We start from the raw sequence: 18030 nt of genomic DNA, 5'->3' as shown, positions 1-18030 counted from the left end.
GAGCGTTAGGCAGCCGCGTCAGGCATCGAGCGCACTCATGACGTGCTTGATGCGGGTGTAGTCCTCGACGCCGTACATCGAGAGGTCCTTGCCGTAGCCGGACTGCTTGAAGCCGCCGTGCGGCATCTCGGCGGTGAGCAGGATGTGGGTGTTGATCCAGACGGCACCGAAGTCCAGGTCGCGGCTGACCCGCATGGCGGTGCCGTGGTCCGTGGTCCAGACGCTGGAGGCGAGGGCGTATTCGACGTCGTTGGCCAGCTCGATCGCCTCGGCCTCGGTGCTGAACTTCTGCACCGTGATGACCGGGCCGAACGTCTCCTTCTGGACAATGTCGTCGGTCTGCTTGGCGCCGGTGACAATGGTGGGCTCGAAGAAGAAGCCCTTCTCCCCCGCCCGGTGGCCGCCGGTCTCAATCTTGCAGTTCGCCGGCAGGTGCTCAACAACGTTGGTGACCGCGTTGAAATGGTTGACGTTGTTCAGCGGGCCGAAGTAGTTGTCTTCGTCGTTCTGCGAGCCGGTGTGCAGGGTCTTGGTGTGTTCCACCATGGCGGCGACGACGTCGTCGTGCACGGAATCCTCGACCAGGACCCGGGTGATTGCCGTGCAGTCCTGGCCGGCGTTGAAGAAGGCGAACTCGGCGATGGCCGCGGCGCTCTTCTTGATGTCTGCGTCCTTGAACACGATCGCCGGTGCCTTGCCGCCGAGCTCCAGGTGCGCGCGCTTGAGCCCTTTGGCGGCGCCGGTGGCGACAGCAATGCCGGCCCGGACGGAACCGGTGATGGAGACCAGGCCCGGGACCTTGTGCTCCACCATCATGGCGCCGGTCTCGCCGGTGCCGAGGACGACGTTGAGCACGCCGGCGGGGAGGATCTCGCCGGCGAGGCGGGCCAGGACCAGGGTGGATTCCGGCGTGGTGTCGGAAGGCTTGAGCACCACGGTGTTGCCGGCGGCCAGTGCGGGGCCGATCTTCCAGATCGCCATCAGGAACGGGTAGTTCCAGGGGGCAACCTGCGCTACGACGCCGATCGGTTCGCGGCGCACGTAGGAGGTGTGGCCCTCGAGGTATTCACCGGCGGACTTGCCCTCCAGGATCCGGGCGGCACCGGCGAAGAAGCGCAGCTGGTCTGCCCCCGCGGCAACCTCCTCGGCTGCGATCAGGGAGCGGACCTGGCCGGTGTTGCGGTGCTGGGCCTCGACGAGTTCGTCACTGTTGGCTTCGACGGCGTCGGCGAGCTTGAGGAGCATGAGCTGGCGCTGGCCGGGGGTGACGTGCTTCCAGCTGGCGAAGGCGTCCTTCGCGGCGGTCATGGCGGCGTCGACGTCGGCCTGCACCGAGACCGGCGACTTGGCCACCACCTCCCCGTTGGTGGGATTGACAATGTCCAGCAGGGCGGTCCCGGCGGGGGTGACGAACTCGCCGTTGATGAAGTTCTGCAAGGTTTGAACCACGGTGTACAACCTCTTTCGTGCTGGCCTCGGAAAGGCAGGTATGAGGGATCTGCGACTGCTCCGAGCCTATGCCAGGCACGCAAGGCAGGGAATAGGCAGCTGCACACCGAAGCAGCGCGACTTTAGTGCGGTTGACCAGCCCCCGGCTATCCTGATTCCATGGCAATTTCACTCGCGGCCCTGCTGGGGGTTCCGTCCCTCAAGCTGACGAAATCGGGCCTCGCGGAGACCACCTGGCACCAGGACATCCACTGGGTCGCGGTGACGGAGCAGGAAGACCCGCAGCGCTTCCTCAACGGCGGGGAACTGGTCCTCACCACCGGGATGCGGCTCAGGACCGCCCCGGAGCAGCGCCGCTTCGTCCGCCAGGTCCAACGCGCCGGCGCCGTGGGCATCGGTTTCGGGATCGGGCTGACACACGACGCGGTGCCGCCGGCCCTGATCGCCGAGGCCAACCGCTGGGGCCTTCCGGTGGTGGAAGTGCCCTACGAGACACCCTTCATCGCCATCGGCAAGCTCGTGGCCGACGCCCAGTCCGCGGACCACTACGCCAAGCTGGAGCGCCTGATCGCGGGGCACCAGGTCTTGGCCCGCGCCCTGCTGACCGGCGGCGGCCTCGCCGAGCTGCTCAGGCACCTCGGCTCCATGCTGCGCACCGAGATCGTCCTGACCCAGTTCACCGCGCAGCTCTACAACAGCGCCGCCGGCAACCCCTCCCCCACGGCGGACGGCTGGGCCTCGTACCCGATCCCGACCGGCCGCCGCGACGCCTGCACGCTGTGGGTCAGGCACCCGTTCGAAGACTCCGGAATCATCGGCTATGCGCAGAACCTGATCAGCGTCGAGCTCAACAACATGGTCAAGCAACGCCAGTCGCAGCGCGCCCTTGCCGGGCAAGTGCTTGAGGACGTGATCCACGGGACCCTCGATGCCACCGAAGCCACCCGCCGGCTCGCCGGCATCGGCGTCAACAGCACCCGCAAGAACGTGGTCCTACTGGCGGAATCTGCCGCCCACGCCAAGCAGCTGGGCAGCTCCTCGCTGCCTCAGCCGCTGGCGGCGGCGGTGACCGCCGTCGTCGGCAAGGACCTGGTGGTGCTGGTGCACGACGACGGCAGCGGCGCCGGCGCCCTGGCCCGGAGCCTCAGCGACCACCTCGCCGAGGCGGGCATCCACGCCACGATCGGCATCGGCGGGGCGTACACGAAGCCGAACGGCCTGCGCTGGAGCTACTTCGAGGCCCGCGACGCCGCCAGCCACGGCCTGCCGGTCAACGAGCCGGAGCGGCTGAGCCTGACCTCGCTGCTGCTGGCCAGCGAGGACGTTCCGCTGGCGGACATGGCGAACGAGTCGCTGAACCCGCTCCGGAACTTCGACGCCGCGCACGGCGCCGAACTGATGACCACACTGGAGAGTTACCTGAGCAACAACGGCTCGGTCGCCGCCGTCGCCGAGGAGCTCACCCTGCACCGCAACACGGTCCGCTACCGGCTGGCGCAAATCACCGAATTGACCGGCTACGACCCGGCGCAGACCGCGGACCGGGTTCAGCTCTGGCTGGCGCTGGCCGTGCAGCGGCTCAGCGCCCGGCAGCCGCGCTGACGCACCCGCCACCAACAACGCGGGGCCAGACCGCGCCCATCCGGCAACTGCCGTGGGAACGTTCTGACCCCGCGTCGGAGTGGAACCAGCGCGGCTAGCGGGAGAGGCCCTTGAAGACGTTCTTCGGCCGCTGCATTTCGCCGTGCTTGGCGCCCAGGACGATCACCCAGCCCGCGAAGACCGGGATGGCCCACTGCAGGATCTTCAGCTGCTGCTGGGCGGAGCGAAGTTCCTCCGAGGCGCCCGGCTTGGGCTCGGTGGCGCCCTCGGCACCCTCGGCGGCGAGCTTGTCCACCTTCGCGCCCTGCAGTCCGGCGTACAGGGTCACGGCTGCACCGGCCAGGGTGACGATCGACTTGTAGATGCTCAGCCGGGTCACGCCGTCCTGCTTGGTCATCCGGCCCTTGTTCTCCCACATGATGGCGAGGCCGGAAAGGAAGTGCGCGCCGAATGCGGCCGTCTGGTACGGGGCCCACTTCTTCCAGCCCAGGCTGGACAGACGGGTGCGCTCGGCGGGATCCTTGGCCTCCGCCGTCGCGCCGTTCAGCCCGATGGCGCCCATCAGCGAACCGCCAAACCACGCGCCGGCGGTCAGGTCGTGGATGGATCGGGCAACAAGATTACCTGCCATGGTGAGCTTCCTATCGTGTGAATTCGAATCCGGAATGGTGCGGCCACATGCGACGCCGCACCCCGGACATAGTAAGCACACTTACCAACAAGTTGGTAGTCCCGGTTTCGGGCCGCCGACCGCCGGACGGAGCTTCCAGGCAGCCGATCCGTTACGCGTAAGCTCGAAGCAATGGAAGAAATCAGCAGGGAGCTCCCGCAAGGGCAGGCCGTGCCGCGCCACGCGGCTGGCATCGGCGAAGCCGCCGATGCCGCAGAGGCCGCCTCAAACAGCAGGGTGCTCGACGTCGTCGCGCGGTGGGGGTTCGCCGTGATGGCGTTGCTCCACATTGTCATCGGCGTGATCGCCGTCGCGCTGGTCCTGGGGGCGCCGGGCCAGGCCGAACCCACCGGAGCGATCGAGCAGCTCGCCGCCAACCCCTGGGGTCCGGCGGTGTTGTGGCTCTGCTTCACCGGCTGCGCCGGACTCGCCCTGTGGCAGCTGAGCGAGGCGACCCTGCGGGCCAGGCACCTGCCCCGCGGCGAACGGCTGGGCAAGCTGGTCTCCTCGGGCTTCCTGGCCATCGCCTACGGCAGCGTCGGCTTCACCTTTGCCAGCTTCGCCCTGGGTTTCCGCAGCGACTCGGGGGATTCCACCGCGGCCTTCAGCGAAGCCCTGATGAACCGGCCGCTGGGCGCACCACTGCTGATCGGACTGGGACTGACCGTGGGTGGGATCGGCGTTTTCTTCGTGGTCAAGGGCCTGGGCAAGAAGTTCAAGGAGGAGCTGCGCCACTTCGAAGGCACGCACCGCGGCCACCTCATCAGCGGCCTGGGCGTGGCCGGCCACGTGGCCAAAGGCCTGGCGCTGGTCCTGACCGGTCTGCTGTTCGTGATGGCCGCGGCCACCAATGACCCCGGCTCGTCCACCGGGCTGGACGGAAGCCTCAAGGCGCTGCAGCACCACCCGTTCGGGCCATACCTGCTGCTGGCCATTGGCGCAGGGTTTATGGCCTACGGGGTTTTCGCCCTGATCCGCGCCCGGTTCGGCCGGATGTAGCGCAGGTTTCCTCCCTTGTTGCCGAGCGGAGCCGGGGATATCGTTTTAGCTACCCGGCACGGCGTTCCCTTCTCTTCCGACAGGTGCCGCGCACGCCCCCGGTGGTCGGTTCTTCGAGGTATGGCCATGAGCTACGTCCCAGTCAGCAGGCGCACCATCCGGCGCCACCGTGAGTCCGAGCGGTCCACCCGGCGCCTGGTGATCGTCCTGTCCGCGGCGGCGGCAGTGGCGTGGCTGCTTTCGGTCACGATGTCCACGGCGGTCCGGGTGGGCGGCTACGCCCACGGCCTGGCCGTCGTCCTGCACGTCCTGTCCCTGGTGGTGTCTTTCGGCGCCATCATCCTGGTCGACTGGCACGGCTTCCTGTGGCTTATCGGCCGCCGCAAACTGGCTGAAACCATCCGGCTCGACGGCGCTGCCACGCCGCTGATCTGGGCCGGTCTCGCCGGCCTGCTGGCCACCGGCGTGTTCCTGAACCCGCACCTGACCAACCCGATGACAGACGTCAAACTGGCCGCCGTGCTGGTTCTCAGTCTGAACGGCATCATGCTGATCCCGCTGATGCGGCGGCTGGTTCATCTTCCTCCGGAAACCCCGTTCCGGGGCCTAAGCGCCGGTCAGCGGACCCACCTGCTGGTCTGCCTGGTTATCTCGCAGGCGTGCTGGTGGACGGCGATCATCATCGGATTCATCAACGCCGAGTTCTGACGCGCCGGGTCCTGAGCGTCACACCGGTCAGCGCAGCGGGACGACCGCACCCTCCTGGTACAGCAGCGCCCGGATCTCCGATTCGGCCGAATCCAGCCGCTTCGGATCGATGGTCTCCCCCGCCGCGAAGTGGTCCAGCAGGCGCGGATCGACGTAGCTCTTTCGGGCGATCGACGGCGTGTTGCCCAGCACCGCCGCGGCGTCGACCATGGCGCGGCTCACGGCGCGCTTCCGGGCCGAGACCTTGGCCTGCGGGCCGCTCTTCGCCAGGCTCACGGCCGCCGCGACGGTGCCGCGCAGGGTGCGGAAGTCCTTCGCGGTGAAGTCCGCGCCGGTTCGTTCCTTGACGTACTCGTTGATCTCGGCGCTGGTGACCGGATGCCAGCTGCGGCCGTTCTTGTAGGCCAACAGCCGGGCGTTGCCGCCGCGGCGCTTGAGCGAGCGCACGACGGCGGCGAGGTCGGCGTCGTCGATCCGTGACTCCCAGGTCTTGCCGCTCTTGGCCGGGAAGCTGAGCCGGAGTTCGTCTTTGCGCACGTTCACGTGGGCGCAGAGCAGGGTGGCCAGTCCGTGGCTTCCGTTCTCGTTGGTGTACCGCTCGGAGCCCACGCGCAGCGATCCGCTGTCCAGCATCCTGAAGGCGGCCGCGAGCACGCGCTCCCGCGTGAGGCCTTCGGAGCGCAGGTCCAAGGTCACCAGGCGGCGGGCCGACGGCAGGGTTTCCGCGAGTTGGAGCGAACGGTCGAACTTCAGCCGGTCCTTCCGCTCCCGCCAGCTTGGGTGGTAGATGTACTGGCGCCGGCCGACGGCGTCGACGCCGGTGGCCTGGATATGCCCGTTCTCATACGGCGCGATCCAGACGTCGGTCCAGGCCGGCGGGATCCCGATGCTTTCCAGCCGCTCCCGCACCGGGCCGGCCGGCAGGGTCGACCCGTCCAGGTCCTTGTAGCTGAACCCGCTCCCGGCGGGAACCCGGCGGTAGCCGCGGCCGGACGCGTTGCTGTGACGGAGCCTCATCGGCCGGATCCTGGGTGCCTGGCAGTGTCCATGACGGTAAGCCTACTGACTACCCGCCGGGAATGCGCCGTTAACAACCAACGTGGGGTCACTTCGCGCCCGTCCCGGAGGGGATTTTGGGCGCGATGTGACCCCGCGTTGCAGTTGTGAGGCGGCCGCTTAGACCTCCGCAGCGACTCCGCCGCGGGAGATCTCCACCATGTCCTCGCGCGGGACCACCTTGATGCGTTCGCGCTGGACGCTGCCCGCGCCGGCGCTTGCCTTTTCGCCGAGGGACCGCTCGTGCGCGTCCAGGGCCAGCCAGCCCTCCCAGCTGGTGAACTGCACGCCCCGGTTTTCCAGCAGTCCGACGATCGCCTCCGGCGCGGGTGCCGCCGTCGGCGGCAGGCTGCCGCGGTCCTCCAGCAGGTAGGTCACGGTTTCCAGGGCGTCACCCTTGGTGTGCCCGATCAGGCCCACCGGGCCGCGCTTGATCCAGCCGGTCGCGTAGATGCCGGGCACGTGGGCTCCGGAGGCGTCCAGCACGCGGCCGCCGTCGTTCGGGACAACGCCCTTGCTGTGGTCGAACTCGACCTCGGGCAGGGCCGAACCGAAGTAGCCGATGGCGCGGTAGACGGCCTGGACCGGGTAGTCGATGAACTCGCCGGTGCCGCGGGCGTTGCCCGTGCCGTCCAGTTCGGTGCGCTCAAACTTGATGCCGGCGACGCGGCCGGGGGCGGCGGCGTCGTCGAAGATCTCGACCGGGCTGTGCAGGAAGTGCAAGTGCAGGCGGCGGGACGCGGTGAGCTCGGAGAGATCCTCCGGCTGCTCGGCGATCCAGTTGGTGAGCGTGCCCACCATGGTCTTGGTCTGGTTGTTGCTTTGGATCTGGCGGTCAGATTCGGCGTCGAACTCGAAGTCCTCCGGGTAGAGGACAATATCGACGTCCTTGGAGTGGGAGAGTTCGCGCAGTTCCAGCGGGGTGAACTTCACCTGCGCCGGGCCGCGGCGGCCGAAGACGTGCACGTCGGTGACCGGGGAGTCCTTCAGCGCGCGGTAGACGTTGTCCGGGATCTCGGAGACCAGCAGGTCATCGGCGTGCTTGGAGAGCATCCGGGCGACGTCCAGGGCCACGTTGCCGTTGCCGATCACCGCGATTTCCTTGGCCTCCAGCGGCCAGCCGCGGGACACGTCCGGGTGCCCGTCGTACCAGGAGACGAAGTCGGCCCCGCCGTAGGATCCCTCAAGCTCGATGCCCGGGATGTTCAGGTCCGCGTCCTTGATGGCGCCGGTGGCGAAGATGACGGCGTCGTAGTGGGTCCGGAGGTCCTCGAGCGTGAGGTCCGTGCCGTAGTCCACGTTGCCGAAGAACCGGATGTCGCCGCGGTCCAGGACCTTGTGCAGGGCGTTCACGATCCCCTTGATCCGCGGGTGGTCCGGCGCCACACCGTAGCGGATGAGCCCGTAGGGCGCCGGGTAGCGGTCGAAGAGGTCGATGCTGACGGTGAGCTCGCCGCTCTTGACGGCCTCGCTTTTGGTCAGGATGTCCGCGGCGTAGACGCCGGCGGGGCCGGAGCCGACGACGGCGACGCGCAGCGGGCGGGCGGCGGTTCCTACAGGGGTGTTCGTTGACACGGCTGTGTTCCTTTGGTTCGATCCGGGTGCTGCGGGTGAAACTAGCGGGCGGCGACGCGCGGGGCGTTCGGGGAGGTGGTGCTGTAGTCCGCGGTCTTAAAGTGCGACGGCGCGAACGGGCTGACGCGGACCACGTCGCCGATCACGATCACGGCAGGATTCGCGACGCCTGCTGCCTCCGCCTGGTCCGCGATGGTTTCGAGCGTTCCGATGGTCACCCGCTGGTTGGGCAGGTATCCATTCTCTACGATGCCAACAGGCGTCCCGGCTGGCAAACCGGCGCGTTCCAGCGAGGCCGCGGAATCGCGCAGTTGTGCCACGCCCATGAGCAGAATCACGGTGTGGTCGGAGCGGGCGGGCACCTCGGAAAGCTCCTCGTGGCCGGTGACTACGCTGAAGCCCTTGGCGAGGCCCCGGTGCGTGACCGGGATCCCGGCGGCGGCGGGGACGGAGATCGCCGAGGTGACGCCGGGCACCACTTCAACCTCGACGCCGTGCTGCCGGCAGAATTCCGCTTCCTCGCCGCCGCGGCCGAGGACGTAGGGGTCGCCGCCCTTTAGCCGGACCACCCGGTGGCCGGCGAGGGCTTCGTCGACGAGGATCCGGTTGATTTCGGACTGCGGGACCGGGTGGTGGCCGGGGGTTTTGCCGACTTCGATCACGCGGACGTCGGGGGCCAGTTCGCCCAGGAGCTCACGCGGGCCGAGCCGGTCGGCGACGACGACGTCGGCCTGGCCCAGGAGCCGCCGGCCGCGGACGGTGATGAGTCCGGTATCGCCCGGCCCGCCGCCCACGAGCGCCACCGTACCGTCCCCGGCGCCTGGGCCCGTGCCCGAAGCGCGGTGTCGGCGCAGCGGCAGGTCTCCGGCCGCCAGGGCGGTGGCGACGGCGTCGCGCAGGGCCATCGCCCGGCGCGGGTCTCCCCCGGCGTTGACGGCGATCTTGACGTCATCCACGACGGCGACGGCCGGCGTCCAGGCGGCGGAGGCCTCGTGGTCGGAGGCGTTGACGCACCAGATCCGCTGCGCCTCGGCGTCGGCGGCGACCTGCGCGTCCACGCCGGCGTCACCGGTGGCGGTCTGGACGAACCAGACGCCGTCGACGTCGGAGCTGCGGTAAGGGCGGGGCTGCCAGCTGAGGAGCCCGGCGTCGGCCAGGTCGTTCAGGGCCGGGCAGGCAAGCGGCGCCACGACGGTGACTCGGGCGCCGGCGTCGAGCAGTCCCCTGGCGCGGCGTGCGGCGACGGGTCCGCCGCCTACGACCAGCACGGGCCGGCCGAGCAGGCGCAGCGCGGTGGGGTAAATGTCCTGAATTGCCATGCATCGACGATAGGGCGGCGTCCGAGAGCGGAACAACGGTGCGGAAACACCCGTTCACGCAGGGTAACGGGGCGTAACCTGGGGCTCCGCCGGCTGGCAGTCCGGCCGATGTTTGGGTGAGGCGACGAGTTCTGAATAGCCCTCGTCCCTACTTCACCGCAATGACTTCGACCAGTTTGATGTCAGGATCCTTGGCCAGCAGCTCCGGGCCGTGTTGGCCGAGGGCAGCAGGAATGGCCCCGTTGAGGTGGGCCTGCCGGTCCTCCTCGGTGTCAAAAGTGTCGAAAATGCCGAAGGTGTTCTCGTTGACCCGGAACGCGTACCAGGTCCTAGTGCCCGGCTCGGTGAGCACGATCTCCCTGCCGCCGTTGAGGAAGTCCCAGACTTCCTGTTCCTTCCCCGCTTTCGCTTCGACCAGTGCCAGCACTCCAAATTTCGGTGCCACGGCTACCTCCTTGGAATTGGGATGGTTTGGCCGGCAGCCCGGCCTATAGCCGTGAGTGTAGGCACGCGGTCGGGGCGGAGCAAGGGGGTGGCGGCGTTAGAGCGATGTATCGGTCCAGGGCAGGCAGTGGCTGCCCTCTGCGGGTGCATCCGCTCATTGTCGCCACTCCCCAATACAATTGCTCCGACCGGGCTAGCCGGTCCCGAAATGGGGGAAGGGGACTTAGTTGTCTCTGCACGAAAACGTCCGTACTCGGACGCGCCCTGGCCGAATGACCAGGGCAGTAGCCACAGCCGGGAGCATCGCACTGCTTGCCGGTCTTCTGATGGCTCCGGCAGCGCAGGCGCTGCCGATGGAAACTGACATCATCGCCGAACAGCCGACACCCGCACCGGCACCTGCGGACACGCCTGCCGAAACACCGCCGGCGGAAATAACACCCGTCGAAACACCGCCGGCGGAAGTAACGCCCGCCGCTCCGCAAAACGTCAGCCCGCCGGTTATCGAGGGTGACCCTGTCGCGGGAGGCACACTCACCTCGACAGGCGGCCAGTGGAACGGCGCCGGCTGGATCAAGTACAGCTGGATCGTCGAAGGTGTCACAGTTCAAGCCGCCGACCACGCGGTTGGTGAAGCTGACGTGCTGCACCTTGACCCGTCCATGGCAGGCAAATCGGTCCAACTGACGGTGATGGCCTCACTGGAGGCCCAGGGACCCGGCACCGAGCTGGCGGCGACGCCGGTAACGGTTCGTCCGGGAACTTTCGCGGGGGTCAGCTGGAACAACGCCGTAGCCGGCAAACCCGTCGTCGGGCAAGCGCTGTCGCTGAGCGCACCGACGTGGAGCGACGCCGCCGTCCAAGGTGCAGCAATCGGCTACCAGTGGTACCGCGGACTTGACCCCATCACTGGTGCGACGGGGCCGAGCTACACTGTCGCGGCCGCCGATGTCGCACAGAAGCTGTGGGCCAAGGTGATGCTCTCCGCACCGGGCTTCACCTCAGTGGAACTCACTTCCGCCCAAGTCACCGCCGGCAACGGAAGCTTTGTGGCCGCGCCGGTTCCGACAGTCAGCGGTGTAGCGAAAGTGGGCCAGTTGCAGAGCGCCAATGCCGGCACGTGGGCGCCGACCGGGGCCACGCTGTCCTATCAGTGGTATCGCGGAACGGGAGCCATCGTTGGCGCAGTCGGCCGCACCTACGCCACAACTGCACTCGACTACAGGAAGACGCTCAAGGTCAGGGTGCGTGCAGCCAAGCCTGGCTTCACAACGCTGGACCGCTACTCCGCCGCCCGGTCGATTGCTGCCGGAACCATCGCGGCCACCCGGTCGCTCACGGTAACCGGAACCCACCGCTATGGGCAGACGGTGAGAGTTTCTCAGGGTTGGACTGCCGGTTCGACCATCCGATACCAGTGGTACCGGAACGGCGTCGCTCTCAGGGGAGCTACGGGGTCCGCCCTGCGACTCGGCGGCGGCCACGTCGGCGCTCGGGTCGCTGTGAAGGTGACCGTCACGAAACCGGGCTATGCCGCCCGCACCGCCGTCACCAAATCCGTGGTGGTTGGTAAGGCGCTCATGACGGTCAGGTCCGTCCCGAGAATCAGTGGCGGGCGCGGGCTGGGCGGCACGCTGACAGCGGCGCCTGGTAGCTTTGCTCCGGCTCCGACGTCCTTCGCATACCAGTGGTACCGCAATGGAGCTTCCATCCCCGGCGCCAGGTACCGCACCTACAGGGTGGCTGCAGCGGACAACGGTCGGTCCATTTCCGTGAAAGTCTGGGCGGCCAGGCCTTATTACGAAACCCGGGCCGCCTCTAGTGCAGCAATAAAGCTTCCCGTCTGGGCTGTCACCGTGCTTCGCGGCGACGGCACGTACCGTGTCGGAGTCAACATCAGGCCAGGCCTGTACAAAGCTACGGGGACGGGCAGTGGATGCTACTGGGAGAGGCTCAGCGGCTTCTCCGGAAAACTCAGCCAGATCAAGGCCAACAACTATGGATCGGCGCGGACTTACGTCCAGATCGTTCCAGGAGATGTTGGATTCAGCTCGGACGGCTGCGGCTCCTGGACGACCGTCCCGTCCACCGGCGCCCGGTCCAGCCGGATCACTACCGACGGCACCTACCGCGTCGGCATCGATATCCTGCCGGGCACCTACTACGGCTACGGGGCAGGGAAGTCCTGCTACTGGGCCACGCTCCGCGGTTTCCGGGGTACGTTGAGCGATATCATCGACAATTACTACGGTGCGGCCAGAACGATCGTCACCGTCCCCGCCGGAACTAGTGGCTTCGAAGTCAGCGGCTGCGGCACGTTGACGCGTCGCTAGTACCTCACCACCACGACACCAGAAAGCCCGACGGCGAGTATCGCCGTCGGGCTTTCTTGTTCAGTCTGGGGCGCCAGAGACCTAACGGGTGCTGCCGGCGAGGAGGCCGCGGCGGCGGAGCAGGCGCTTCTCGATCGGGGCGAACACCAGCAGTTCGATCAGGATCCCGACGCCGAGGATCAGCAGGATGGCGGACATGACGATGGTCATGTCGGAGAGGACGCGGCCCTGGTCCAGCATCGAGCCGAGGCCGAAGCCGATGGTGCCGCCAACGGCGATGATTTCCGCGGCCATGAGCGAGCGCCAGGAGAACGCCCATCCCTGTTTGAGGCCGCCGAGGTAGCCCGGCAGGGCCGCCGGCAGGATGATCTGCAGGGCCAACTGGAGTCGGGAAGCCCCCAGTACTTTTCCGACGCTGCGGTACTGCGGTGGAATCTGGTCGACGCCCGAGACCAGCCCGTTGATGATCGACGGGATGGCACCCATGAACACCACGAAATACACGGTGGCATCAGTGATCCCAAACCAAAGAATGGCGGCCGGCACCCAGGCCACAGACGGCAGGACTTGCAGGCCCGAGATCAGCGGCCCGAAGGCGCGCCGCAAGGGTGCCACCTGCGCCAGCACGAGCCCCACCGGCGTGGCAATGACCACGCTGATCAGGAAGCCCAGCACGCCGCGCTGCAGCGAGGTCCAGACAGCCTCCTGCAGCTTGCCTTCGCTCCAGAGGGTGCCGACCTGGCCGATGACATCCAGCGGCCCGGGCACGACGTCGCGCCGCTTGAAACCGAGGGATACGTACAACTGCCAGAGGATCACCAGCACCGCGAGCGCAGCCACCGGCAGCAGGATCCGGCCCCAGTCGATACGGGCCCTGCGGAGGGCGTCGGACTGCAGGGAATCGAGGCCTGCTTCGAGCTCGCGCAGGTCTTCCTTTCCGCTGGAGGAACGGGTCAGGGCGGCGGTGACCTTGCGGGTCTCGGCCGGAGCTTCCGCCACGGGAAGTTGGCTATTTGGCATGGCGACGGATTTCCTCTCGCAGCCGGGCGGTAATTTCGCCGGTGAGCTGGCCGGCCAGGCCGGCGTCGGTGCGGTGTTCCTCGCTGACCTGCCATTCGCGCACCACGCGGCCGGGCCGGGAGGAGAGCAGCAGCACGCGCTGGCCCAGGCGGACGGCTTCCCGGACGTTGTGCGTGACAAAGACGATGGTGCGGCCGGTTTCCTTCCAGATCCGTTCCAGTTCGTCGTGGAGCAGGTCGCGGGTTATCGCGTCCAGGGCCGCGAAGGGCTCGTCCATGAGGAGCAGTTGCCGGTCCTGGGCCAGGGAACGGGCCAGGGATACCCGCTGGCGCATCCCGCCGGAGAGTTCGTGGGGCCGTTTGCCGCCGGCGCCGCCCAGGTGCACCAGGTCCAGCAGCTCCCCCGCCCGGATCCTGCGCTCGGCTTTCCCGATGCCTCGCAGCTTCAGGGCCAGCTCGATGTTTTCCCGCGCGGTCAGCCACGGGAAGAGTGCCGCGTCCTGGAACATGAACGCCGCGCCGTCGCTGGGCACTTCGAGCGCGCCCGACGTCGGGGCTTCCAGTCCCGCCATGATGTTGAGCAGGGTGGACTTGCCGCAGCCGGACGCACCGAGCAGGGCGACGAATTCGCCCTGCCCGATGGCGGCATTGACGTCGTCCAGTACCGGGGCGCCGTCGCCGAAGCGCTTGCCCAGGTTTTCCAGTACGACTGGCATGGTCGGGTCCTTACTGTTGTGGCGGGTGGCTGGAGGCTAGGGAGCTAGTCCTTGCCTAGCCCTCCGGCGGAGATCTTTTTGCCGGCCGCAGTCTCGCCCAGGACACTGTTGAGCGACGTGAGGTCGAAGATGCCGTTAATGTCAGCCTGCTTGGTGGTTCCGGCGTCGACGCCGTCCTGGAGCAGTTTCTTGTAGGTCCCGGCGAGCGGGTCGGTGGTGAAGACGATGTTTTTCAGGGACCGGTCGATGACGTCGGCCGGCAGCGCCTTGCCGGCGGCTGCCTTGAGTGCGTCGTTGAGGACGGTGGCTTTCTCGGCGGCGGGAGCCGCGTTCAGCCAGTCGACGGATTCAACATGGCCCTTGAGGAGCGCCTGCACGGTGGCCGGGTGCTCGGCCGCGAACGTCTTGTTGACGATCAGGACGGTGGTGACGAACTCGCCCTTCTCCCACAGGTCCTTCTCATCGACCAGGACCGTCGCGCCGGCCTGGAGCACCAGGCGTGACGCCCACGGCTCCGGCAGCCAGGCGCCGTCGAGCTTGCCGTCCTGGAAGAGTTTGAGGGTCTGGGCGTTCTCGGTTGGGTTGATCGTGACGTCGCCGCTGCCGTCTGTGGAGGTCTTGAACCCCTGATGGCCGAGCCAGGCGCGCAGGGCCACGTCCTGGGTGCCGCCGAGCTGCGGCGAGGCGAGCGTCTTGCCTTTGAGGTCGGCGGCCGAGTTGATGCCGGGTTTGACCACCAGTTGCGCACCGCCGGCCGTGGCGCCGGCGATGATGCTGATGGATTCGCCTTTGCTCTTCACGTAGGAGTTGATCGCCGGGTTGGGGCCGATGTAGGTCGCGTCGATCGCGCCGGCGTTGAGCGCTTCGATCGCGGCGGGGCCGGCGTTGAAGACCTGTGTGCTGAGTTTGGTTTGGCCCAGTTCCTTGGCGATGAACCCCTTGGTGACGCCAATCAGGGCCGGGCCGTGGGTGATGTTGCCGAAGTAGCCGAGCCGCAGTTCCGCCGCCGGGGCGGTGCCGGCGGCCGGTGCTGCACCGGCGTCGTTGGTGCGGGACACCGTCGAGGCGACGGCTGCGCCGGCGCCGATCAGCAGGGCGAGGCCGACGGCGACGCCGATTTCGACGGTGCGCCTGCGTTTCGGCTTGGCCGATTCGCCGGCGACGATCCGGGTGGTGCCGGGGGTGGGGTTCTTGGGCGTGGATGACATGGGAGGATCCTGTTCGTGGGGTGCGGGTGGGCCGGGCGGGTGGTCAGCGCCGGCGACATCGCCCCTGGAGTGCCCTGAGGAAGGGGCTGTTGAACCGTTCCGGAGTAGTCATGGACTCACCCTAGGGAGGGTCACGAACCGGGTTCAATGGTGCGGAAACCCGGGGTCACGCAAGTTCATGCAGCGTCATATGCGGAGCCTGCATTCGCACCCGGCCGGGGCTCAGTCGCCTTTGATGTTCACGAGCTGCTGGAGCTTGTGCCGCACCCTGACCAGGTCAGTAGAGTCGCGCATCACCAGGTCGATGGGCTTGTATGCGGCCGGGATCTCGTCGATGAAGGCCTCGCGGGGCCGGAATTCGATGCCCTGCATGGCGGTCTTCAGCTGCGCGAGCGAAAACGCTTTCCGCGCGGCGGTGCGGGAATACTCCCGGCCGGCGCCGTGCGGTGCGGAGTTCAGCGACGCCTGGTTCCCCCGCCCGACGACGATGTAGGACGCCGTGCCCATGGACCCGGGAATCAGCCCGGGATCCCCGGCCTGGGCTCTGATCGCGCCCTTGCGCGAGACCCAGACGGACTTACCGTAATGCGTTTCCTGCGCGGTGAAGTTGTGGTGGCAGTTGATCCGTTCGAGTTCCCGGACCGGGCCGCCGACCCAGGACTCGAATTGCTGGACCACCCGGTCCATCATTTCCTCACGGTTCAGCAAGGCGAAGTGCTGCGCCCAACGCAGTTCCCGGAGGTACCGGACGAACTCGGGGGTGCCTTCCTCGAGGTAGGCCAGGTCCCGGTCCGGCAGGGCGATGTGCCGGCGCAGGGCCATGCTCCGGGCTTCGGCGATGTGCCGCTGCGCGATCTTGTTGCCCACCCCGCGGGAGCCCGAATGCAGGAACAGCCACACCGCGGCGTTCTCATCCACGCACACCTCGATGAAGTGGTTGCCCGAGCCCAGCGAGCCAAGCTGCAGCTCCCAGTTCGCCGCGTACTTGGCCGGGTCAAAGCCCGCTTTCGCCGCCAGCCGCCGCAACTCGGCGAGCCGGGGTCCGGCGGTGGCGGAGATCCTGCGGTTGAAGTGGCCGGCGGACAAGGGAATGGCGCGCTCGATTGCCTCGCGCAGCCGCTGCAGGTCCCTGGGCAGCTCCTTGTGCGCATACTGGGTGCGGACGGCGATCATGCCGCAACCGATGTCCACGCCCACGGCGGCCGGGATGATCGCGCCCACGGTGGGGATGACGGAGCCCACGGTGGCCCCCTTGCCCAGGTGGGCGTCCGGCATCAGCGCCAGGTGCGGGTAGATGATGGGCAACTGGGCCGTGGCGAGGGCCTGCCTGCGGGTCTCGTCGTCCAGGATCGATGCCCAGCTGAAGAGACGGCTGTTGATGGCTTCCAACGCTCTGCCCTCCCACGACGATGATGGTCCGCCGGGGGCCGGGTGGCAAGGGACGACCGTTGCGGCGACTTGGCCGGCTTTGACGAGCCCCGCGGCCATTGCTGGCCACGCAGCCGACTGCCATTCTTACTGAACCGGGACACGCAGGAAAGGACGAGACGATGCCCCTCTATCTGTCGAAGTTCAGCTACACACCCGAGACTTGGGCGAGACTGATCAGCAAACCGGAGGACCGCAGGAAGGCCGCCCAGGCCTACATCGAATCGGTGGGCGGGAAGCTCCACGGCTTCTGGTATGCCTTTGGCTCCCACGACGGCTACAACCTGTGGGAGGCGCCGGACAACGTATCCATGGCCGCCGTTGCACTCGCAATCAGCGGAGGCGGCGCACTTAGCTCCTTCGAGACGACCGTGCTCCTGACGGTCGACGAAACAATGGAAGCACTGGCCAAGGCCGAGCAGATCAAGTACCGGCCGCCGGGCACCTGATTGTTTCGGGTGCGGCAGGCTCAGTCCTGCATCCGCTCCAGCCGGTACGTCAGCTTCGCCTCCCGTTTGGGGTCGCCGCCCAGGGACTTGGTCCGCGCAATGTAGTCCGTTCCCCACGTCTTGAGCAGGAAGTCGTCGGCAATCCGGACGTGGCCGGCGGGGAATTTATAGTCCATCCGCTTCGCCACGCCGGACCAGTCGGCGGCACCGAACAGCTCCTCGGCGTCGGCCACGGTCCGCACCCCATTGGCCGCCAGCACGTCCCCCAGCCAGCCGTACTGCCGGGCCTGGCTTCGGGGGTGTTCGGGGAGCAGCCGCGCAAGCATGTCGTGGAGGATGTCCCCGGTGAGCTCGGTGGCGGGATTCGCGGCGAACTCGGCCGTGCTTTCGGCCTGGCGGCGTTTGACGATGTCGTTGATTGCCGAGAACTGGGCGTCGGCGAGTTCGATCAGGGTCGACGCCATGGTGAACGCCCGGTCCACTTCCGCGTTGGCCTCCGCGAGTCCCTTGTACCGGATGTCATGCTCGAAGGCCGCCCAGGCGTGCTGCAGCACCGTCCGGATCTGGACTTCGAAGCGCTCCCCGATGAACGTGTGGCAGCCCACCGGCACGTTGCCGGCAGGGACTTCGAGGACGAGGTGCCGGCCGGCGTAACCGATCTGGCCGTTCCGCCGCTGGGAGCTGGTCTTGTCGTCGTCCTCGCGGCAGTCGAATTGCCCCTTCAGCGCCGTGGCAACGTCCGCGATGTCGGGTTCCAGGAACATGATGATCCGGACACCGATGAGGTCATCGAGCTGCTCGAGCCCGCGCTCGTATTTGAATCTGCCGTCGGCGGTGAGGCGGTCCAGCTTTTCCTTGACCGAGCCTGGGTCCTTGACCCGGGCCTGCACGGTGTGGTGGTTGAGACCATCGTCGCGGAGCCGGGCGCGGATGGCATCCCCGATCGCGTCCGAAGCCGCATTCAGCCGGGGCAGCAGAACACTGTACTGCTCCAGGGACCTGGCAACAACGGAATCATGGTCTTCCAACCGCTCCCCCTCGGATCAACGCGCAGC

General features: G+C 67.6%; 16 protein-coding genes. 5 read left to right on the top strand and 11 right to left on the bottom strand.

The features are described 5' to 3' along the window. Positions 1–18 precede the first annotated feature (18 nt). The gene (locus tag AC1DH3_RS01080) at positions 19–1449 is read right to left on the bottom strand and encodes a gamma-aminobutyraldehyde dehydrogenase (protein WP_476892063.1); all 1431 of its coding nucleotides are present in this window, start codon (positions 1447–1449) and stop codon (positions 19–21) included. A 159-nt stretch (positions 1450–1608) separates the two neighbouring features. Between AC1DH3_RS01080 and AC1DH3_RS01075 the strand changes: the two genes are divergently transcribed. Continuing rightward, positions 1609–3051, top strand: a complete 1443-nt coding sequence (locus tag AC1DH3_RS01075) for a PucR family transcriptional regulator (RefSeq protein WP_476908423.1) — start codon at positions 1609–1611, stop codon at positions 3049–3051. A 94-nt stretch (positions 3052–3145) separates the two neighbouring features. On the opposite strand, the gene AC1DH3_RS01070 is transcribed toward AC1DH3_RS01075, so the two are convergent. Then, positions 3146–3682 carry a hypothetical protein gene (locus AC1DH3_RS01070; RefSeq protein WP_441416928.1) on the bottom strand — a complete coding sequence of 179 codons (537 nt, stop codon included), beginning with the start codon at positions 3680–3682 and terminating at the stop codon, positions 3146–3148. A 171-nt stretch (positions 3683–3853) separates the two neighbouring features. Here AC1DH3_RS01070 and AC1DH3_RS01065 point away from each other — a divergent pair, with 171 nt between their 5' ends. Both AC1DH3_RS01065 and AC1DH3_RS01060 read left to right on the top strand, forming a co-directional pair. Continuing rightward, on the top strand, positions 3854–4720 hold the full coding sequence (locus AC1DH3_RS01065; protein ID WP_441416927.1) for a DUF1206 domain-containing protein: 867 nt from the start codon (positions 3854–3856) through the stop codon (positions 4718–4720). Positions 4721–4846: 126 nt separating this feature from the next. Beyond that, positions 4847–5428, top strand: a complete 582-nt coding sequence (locus AC1DH3_RS01060; RefSeq protein WP_476908422.1) for a hypothetical protein — start codon at positions 4847–4849, stop codon at positions 5426–5428. Between the two features lie 27 nt (positions 5429–5455). Here AC1DH3_RS01060 and AC1DH3_RS01055 read toward each other — a convergent pair whose 3' ends face one another. From AC1DH3_RS01055 to AC1DH3_RS01040, 4 genes are all read right to left on the bottom strand, one after another. Next, on the bottom strand, positions 5456–6445 hold the full coding sequence (locus AC1DH3_RS01055) for a DNA topoisomerase IB (protein WP_441416925.1): 990 nt from the start codon (positions 6443–6445) through the stop codon (positions 5456–5458). Positions 6446–6604: 159 nt separating this feature from the next. Next, entirely contained in the window at positions 6605–8059 is a 1455-nt protein-coding gene (locus AC1DH3_RS01050; protein ID WP_476908421.1) for an FAD-dependent oxidoreductase, read from the bottom strand. A 41-nt stretch (positions 8060–8100) separates the two neighbouring features. Further along, complete coding sequence (gene cobA, locus AC1DH3_RS01045; protein WP_441416923.1) at positions 8101–9378, bottom strand: uroporphyrinogen-III C-methyltransferase; 1278 nt, start codon at positions 9376–9378, stop codon at positions 8101–8103. A 148-nt stretch (positions 9379–9526) separates the two neighbouring features. Beyond that, entirely contained in the window at positions 9527–9823 is a 297-nt protein-coding gene (locus AC1DH3_RS01040) for a putative quinol monooxygenase (protein ID WP_476892059.1), read from the bottom strand. Between the two features lie 271 nt (positions 9824–10094). On the opposite strand from AC1DH3_RS01040, the gene AC1DH3_RS01035 reads away from it, so the two are divergent. After that, positions 10095–12155 carry a hypothetical protein gene (locus AC1DH3_RS01035; protein ID WP_476908420.1) on the top strand — a complete coding sequence of 687 codons (2061 nt, stop codon included), beginning with the start codon at positions 10095–10097 and terminating at the stop codon, positions 12153–12155. 81 nt (positions 12156–12236) lie between these two features. Here AC1DH3_RS01035 and AC1DH3_RS01030 read toward each other — a convergent pair whose 3' ends face one another. The 4 genes from AC1DH3_RS01030 to AC1DH3_RS01015 all read right to left on the bottom strand — a co-directional run bounded on the left by AC1DH3_RS01030 (position 12237) and on the right by AC1DH3_RS01015 (position 16487). Next, positions 12237–13175 carry an ABC transporter permease gene (locus AC1DH3_RS01030; protein WP_476908419.1) on the bottom strand — a complete coding sequence of 313 codons (939 nt, stop codon included), beginning with the start codon at positions 13173–13175 and terminating at the stop codon, positions 12237–12239. Further along, positions 13165–13890 (bottom strand): ABC transporter ATP-binding protein, encoded by a 726-nt coding sequence (locus tag AC1DH3_RS01025; RefSeq protein WP_441416920.1) that lies wholly within the window; start codon positions 13888–13890, stop codon positions 13165–13167. Before AC1DH3_RS01025 ends, AC1DH3_RS01030 begins: the two co-directional genes overlap by 11 nt. A gap of 44 nt (positions 13891–13934) precedes the next feature. Continuing rightward, positions 13935–15098: an ABC transporter substrate-binding protein gene (locus AC1DH3_RS01020; RefSeq protein WP_441416919.1), complete on the bottom strand. Its 1164-nt coding sequence runs from the start codon at positions 15096–15098 to the stop codon at positions 13935–13937. Positions 15099–15320: 222 nt separating this feature from the next. Then, positions 15321–16487: an RtcB family protein gene (locus tag AC1DH3_RS01015; protein ID WP_441416918.1), complete on the bottom strand. Its 1167-nt coding sequence runs from the start codon at positions 16485–16487 to the stop codon at positions 15321–15323. A gap of 161 nt (positions 16488–16648) precedes the next feature. Here AC1DH3_RS01015 and AC1DH3_RS01010 point away from each other — a divergent pair, with 161 nt between their 5' ends. Then, a complete protein-coding gene (locus AC1DH3_RS01010) occupies positions 16649–16975 on the top strand; it encodes a GYD domain-containing protein (RefSeq protein WP_441416917.1) in 327 nt (108 codons plus the stop codon). Between the two features lie 20 nt (positions 16976–16995). On the opposite strand, the gene AC1DH3_RS01005 is transcribed toward AC1DH3_RS01010, so the two are convergent. Then, positions 16996–18003, bottom strand: a complete 1008-nt coding sequence (locus tag AC1DH3_RS01005) for a GTP pyrophosphokinase (protein WP_476908418.1) — start codon at positions 18001–18003, stop codon at positions 16996–16998. Positions 18004–18030 lie beyond the last annotated feature (27 nt).

This window comes from Arthrobacter sp. 05L428 (genome assembly GCF_056397665.1).
This window is presented reverse-complemented; position numbering and strand designations above follow the sequence as displayed.

What these genes read in the sequence shown, in the direction of transcription:
- AC1DH3_RS01070 (WP_441416928.1), bottom strand. Translation starts at nt 3,682, where the DNA reads ATGGCAGGTAATCTTGTTGCCCGATCCATCCACGACCTGACCGCCGGC.
- AC1DH3_RS01010 (WP_441416917.1), top strand. Translation starts at nt 16,649, where the DNA reads ATGCCCCTCTATCTGTCGAAGTTCAGCTACACACCCGAGACTTGGGCG.
- AC1DH3_RS01035 (WP_476908420.1), top strand. Translation starts at nt 10,095, where the DNA reads ATGACCAGGGCAGTAGCCACAGCCGGGAGCATCGCACTGCTTGCCGGT.
- AC1DH3_RS01030 (WP_476908419.1), bottom strand. Translation starts at nt 13,175, where the DNA reads ATGCCAAATAGCCAACTTCCCGTGGCGGAAGCTCCGGCCGAGACCCGC.
- AC1DH3_RS01060 (WP_476908422.1), top strand. Translation starts at nt 4,847, where the DNA reads ATGAGCTACGTCCCAGTCAGCAGGCGCACCATCCGGCGCCACCGTGAG.
- AC1DH3_RS01065 (WP_441416927.1), top strand. Translation starts at nt 3,854, where the DNA reads ATGGAAGAAATCAGCAGGGAGCTCCCGCAAGGGCAGGCCGTGCCGCGC.
- AC1DH3_RS01020 (WP_441416919.1), bottom strand. Translation starts at nt 15,098, where the DNA reads ATGTCATCCACGCCCAAGAACCCCACCCCCGGCACCACCCGGATCGTC.
- AC1DH3_RS01055 (WP_441416925.1), bottom strand. Translation starts at nt 6,445, where the DNA reads ATGAGGCTCCGTCACAGCAACGCGTCCGGCCGCGGCTACCGCCGGGTT.
- AC1DH3_RS01025 (WP_441416920.1), bottom strand. Translation starts at nt 13,890, where the DNA reads ATGCCAGTCGTACTGGAAAACCTGGGCAAGCGCTTCGGCGACGGCGCC.
- cobA (WP_441416923.1), bottom strand. Translation starts at nt 9,378, where the DNA reads ATGGCAATTCAGGACATTTACCCCACCGCGCTGCGCCTGCTCGGCCGG.
- AC1DH3_RS01075 (WP_476908423.1), top strand. Translation starts at nt 1,609, where the DNA reads ATGGCAATTTCACTCGCGGCCCTGCTGGGGGTTCCGTCCCTCAAGCTG.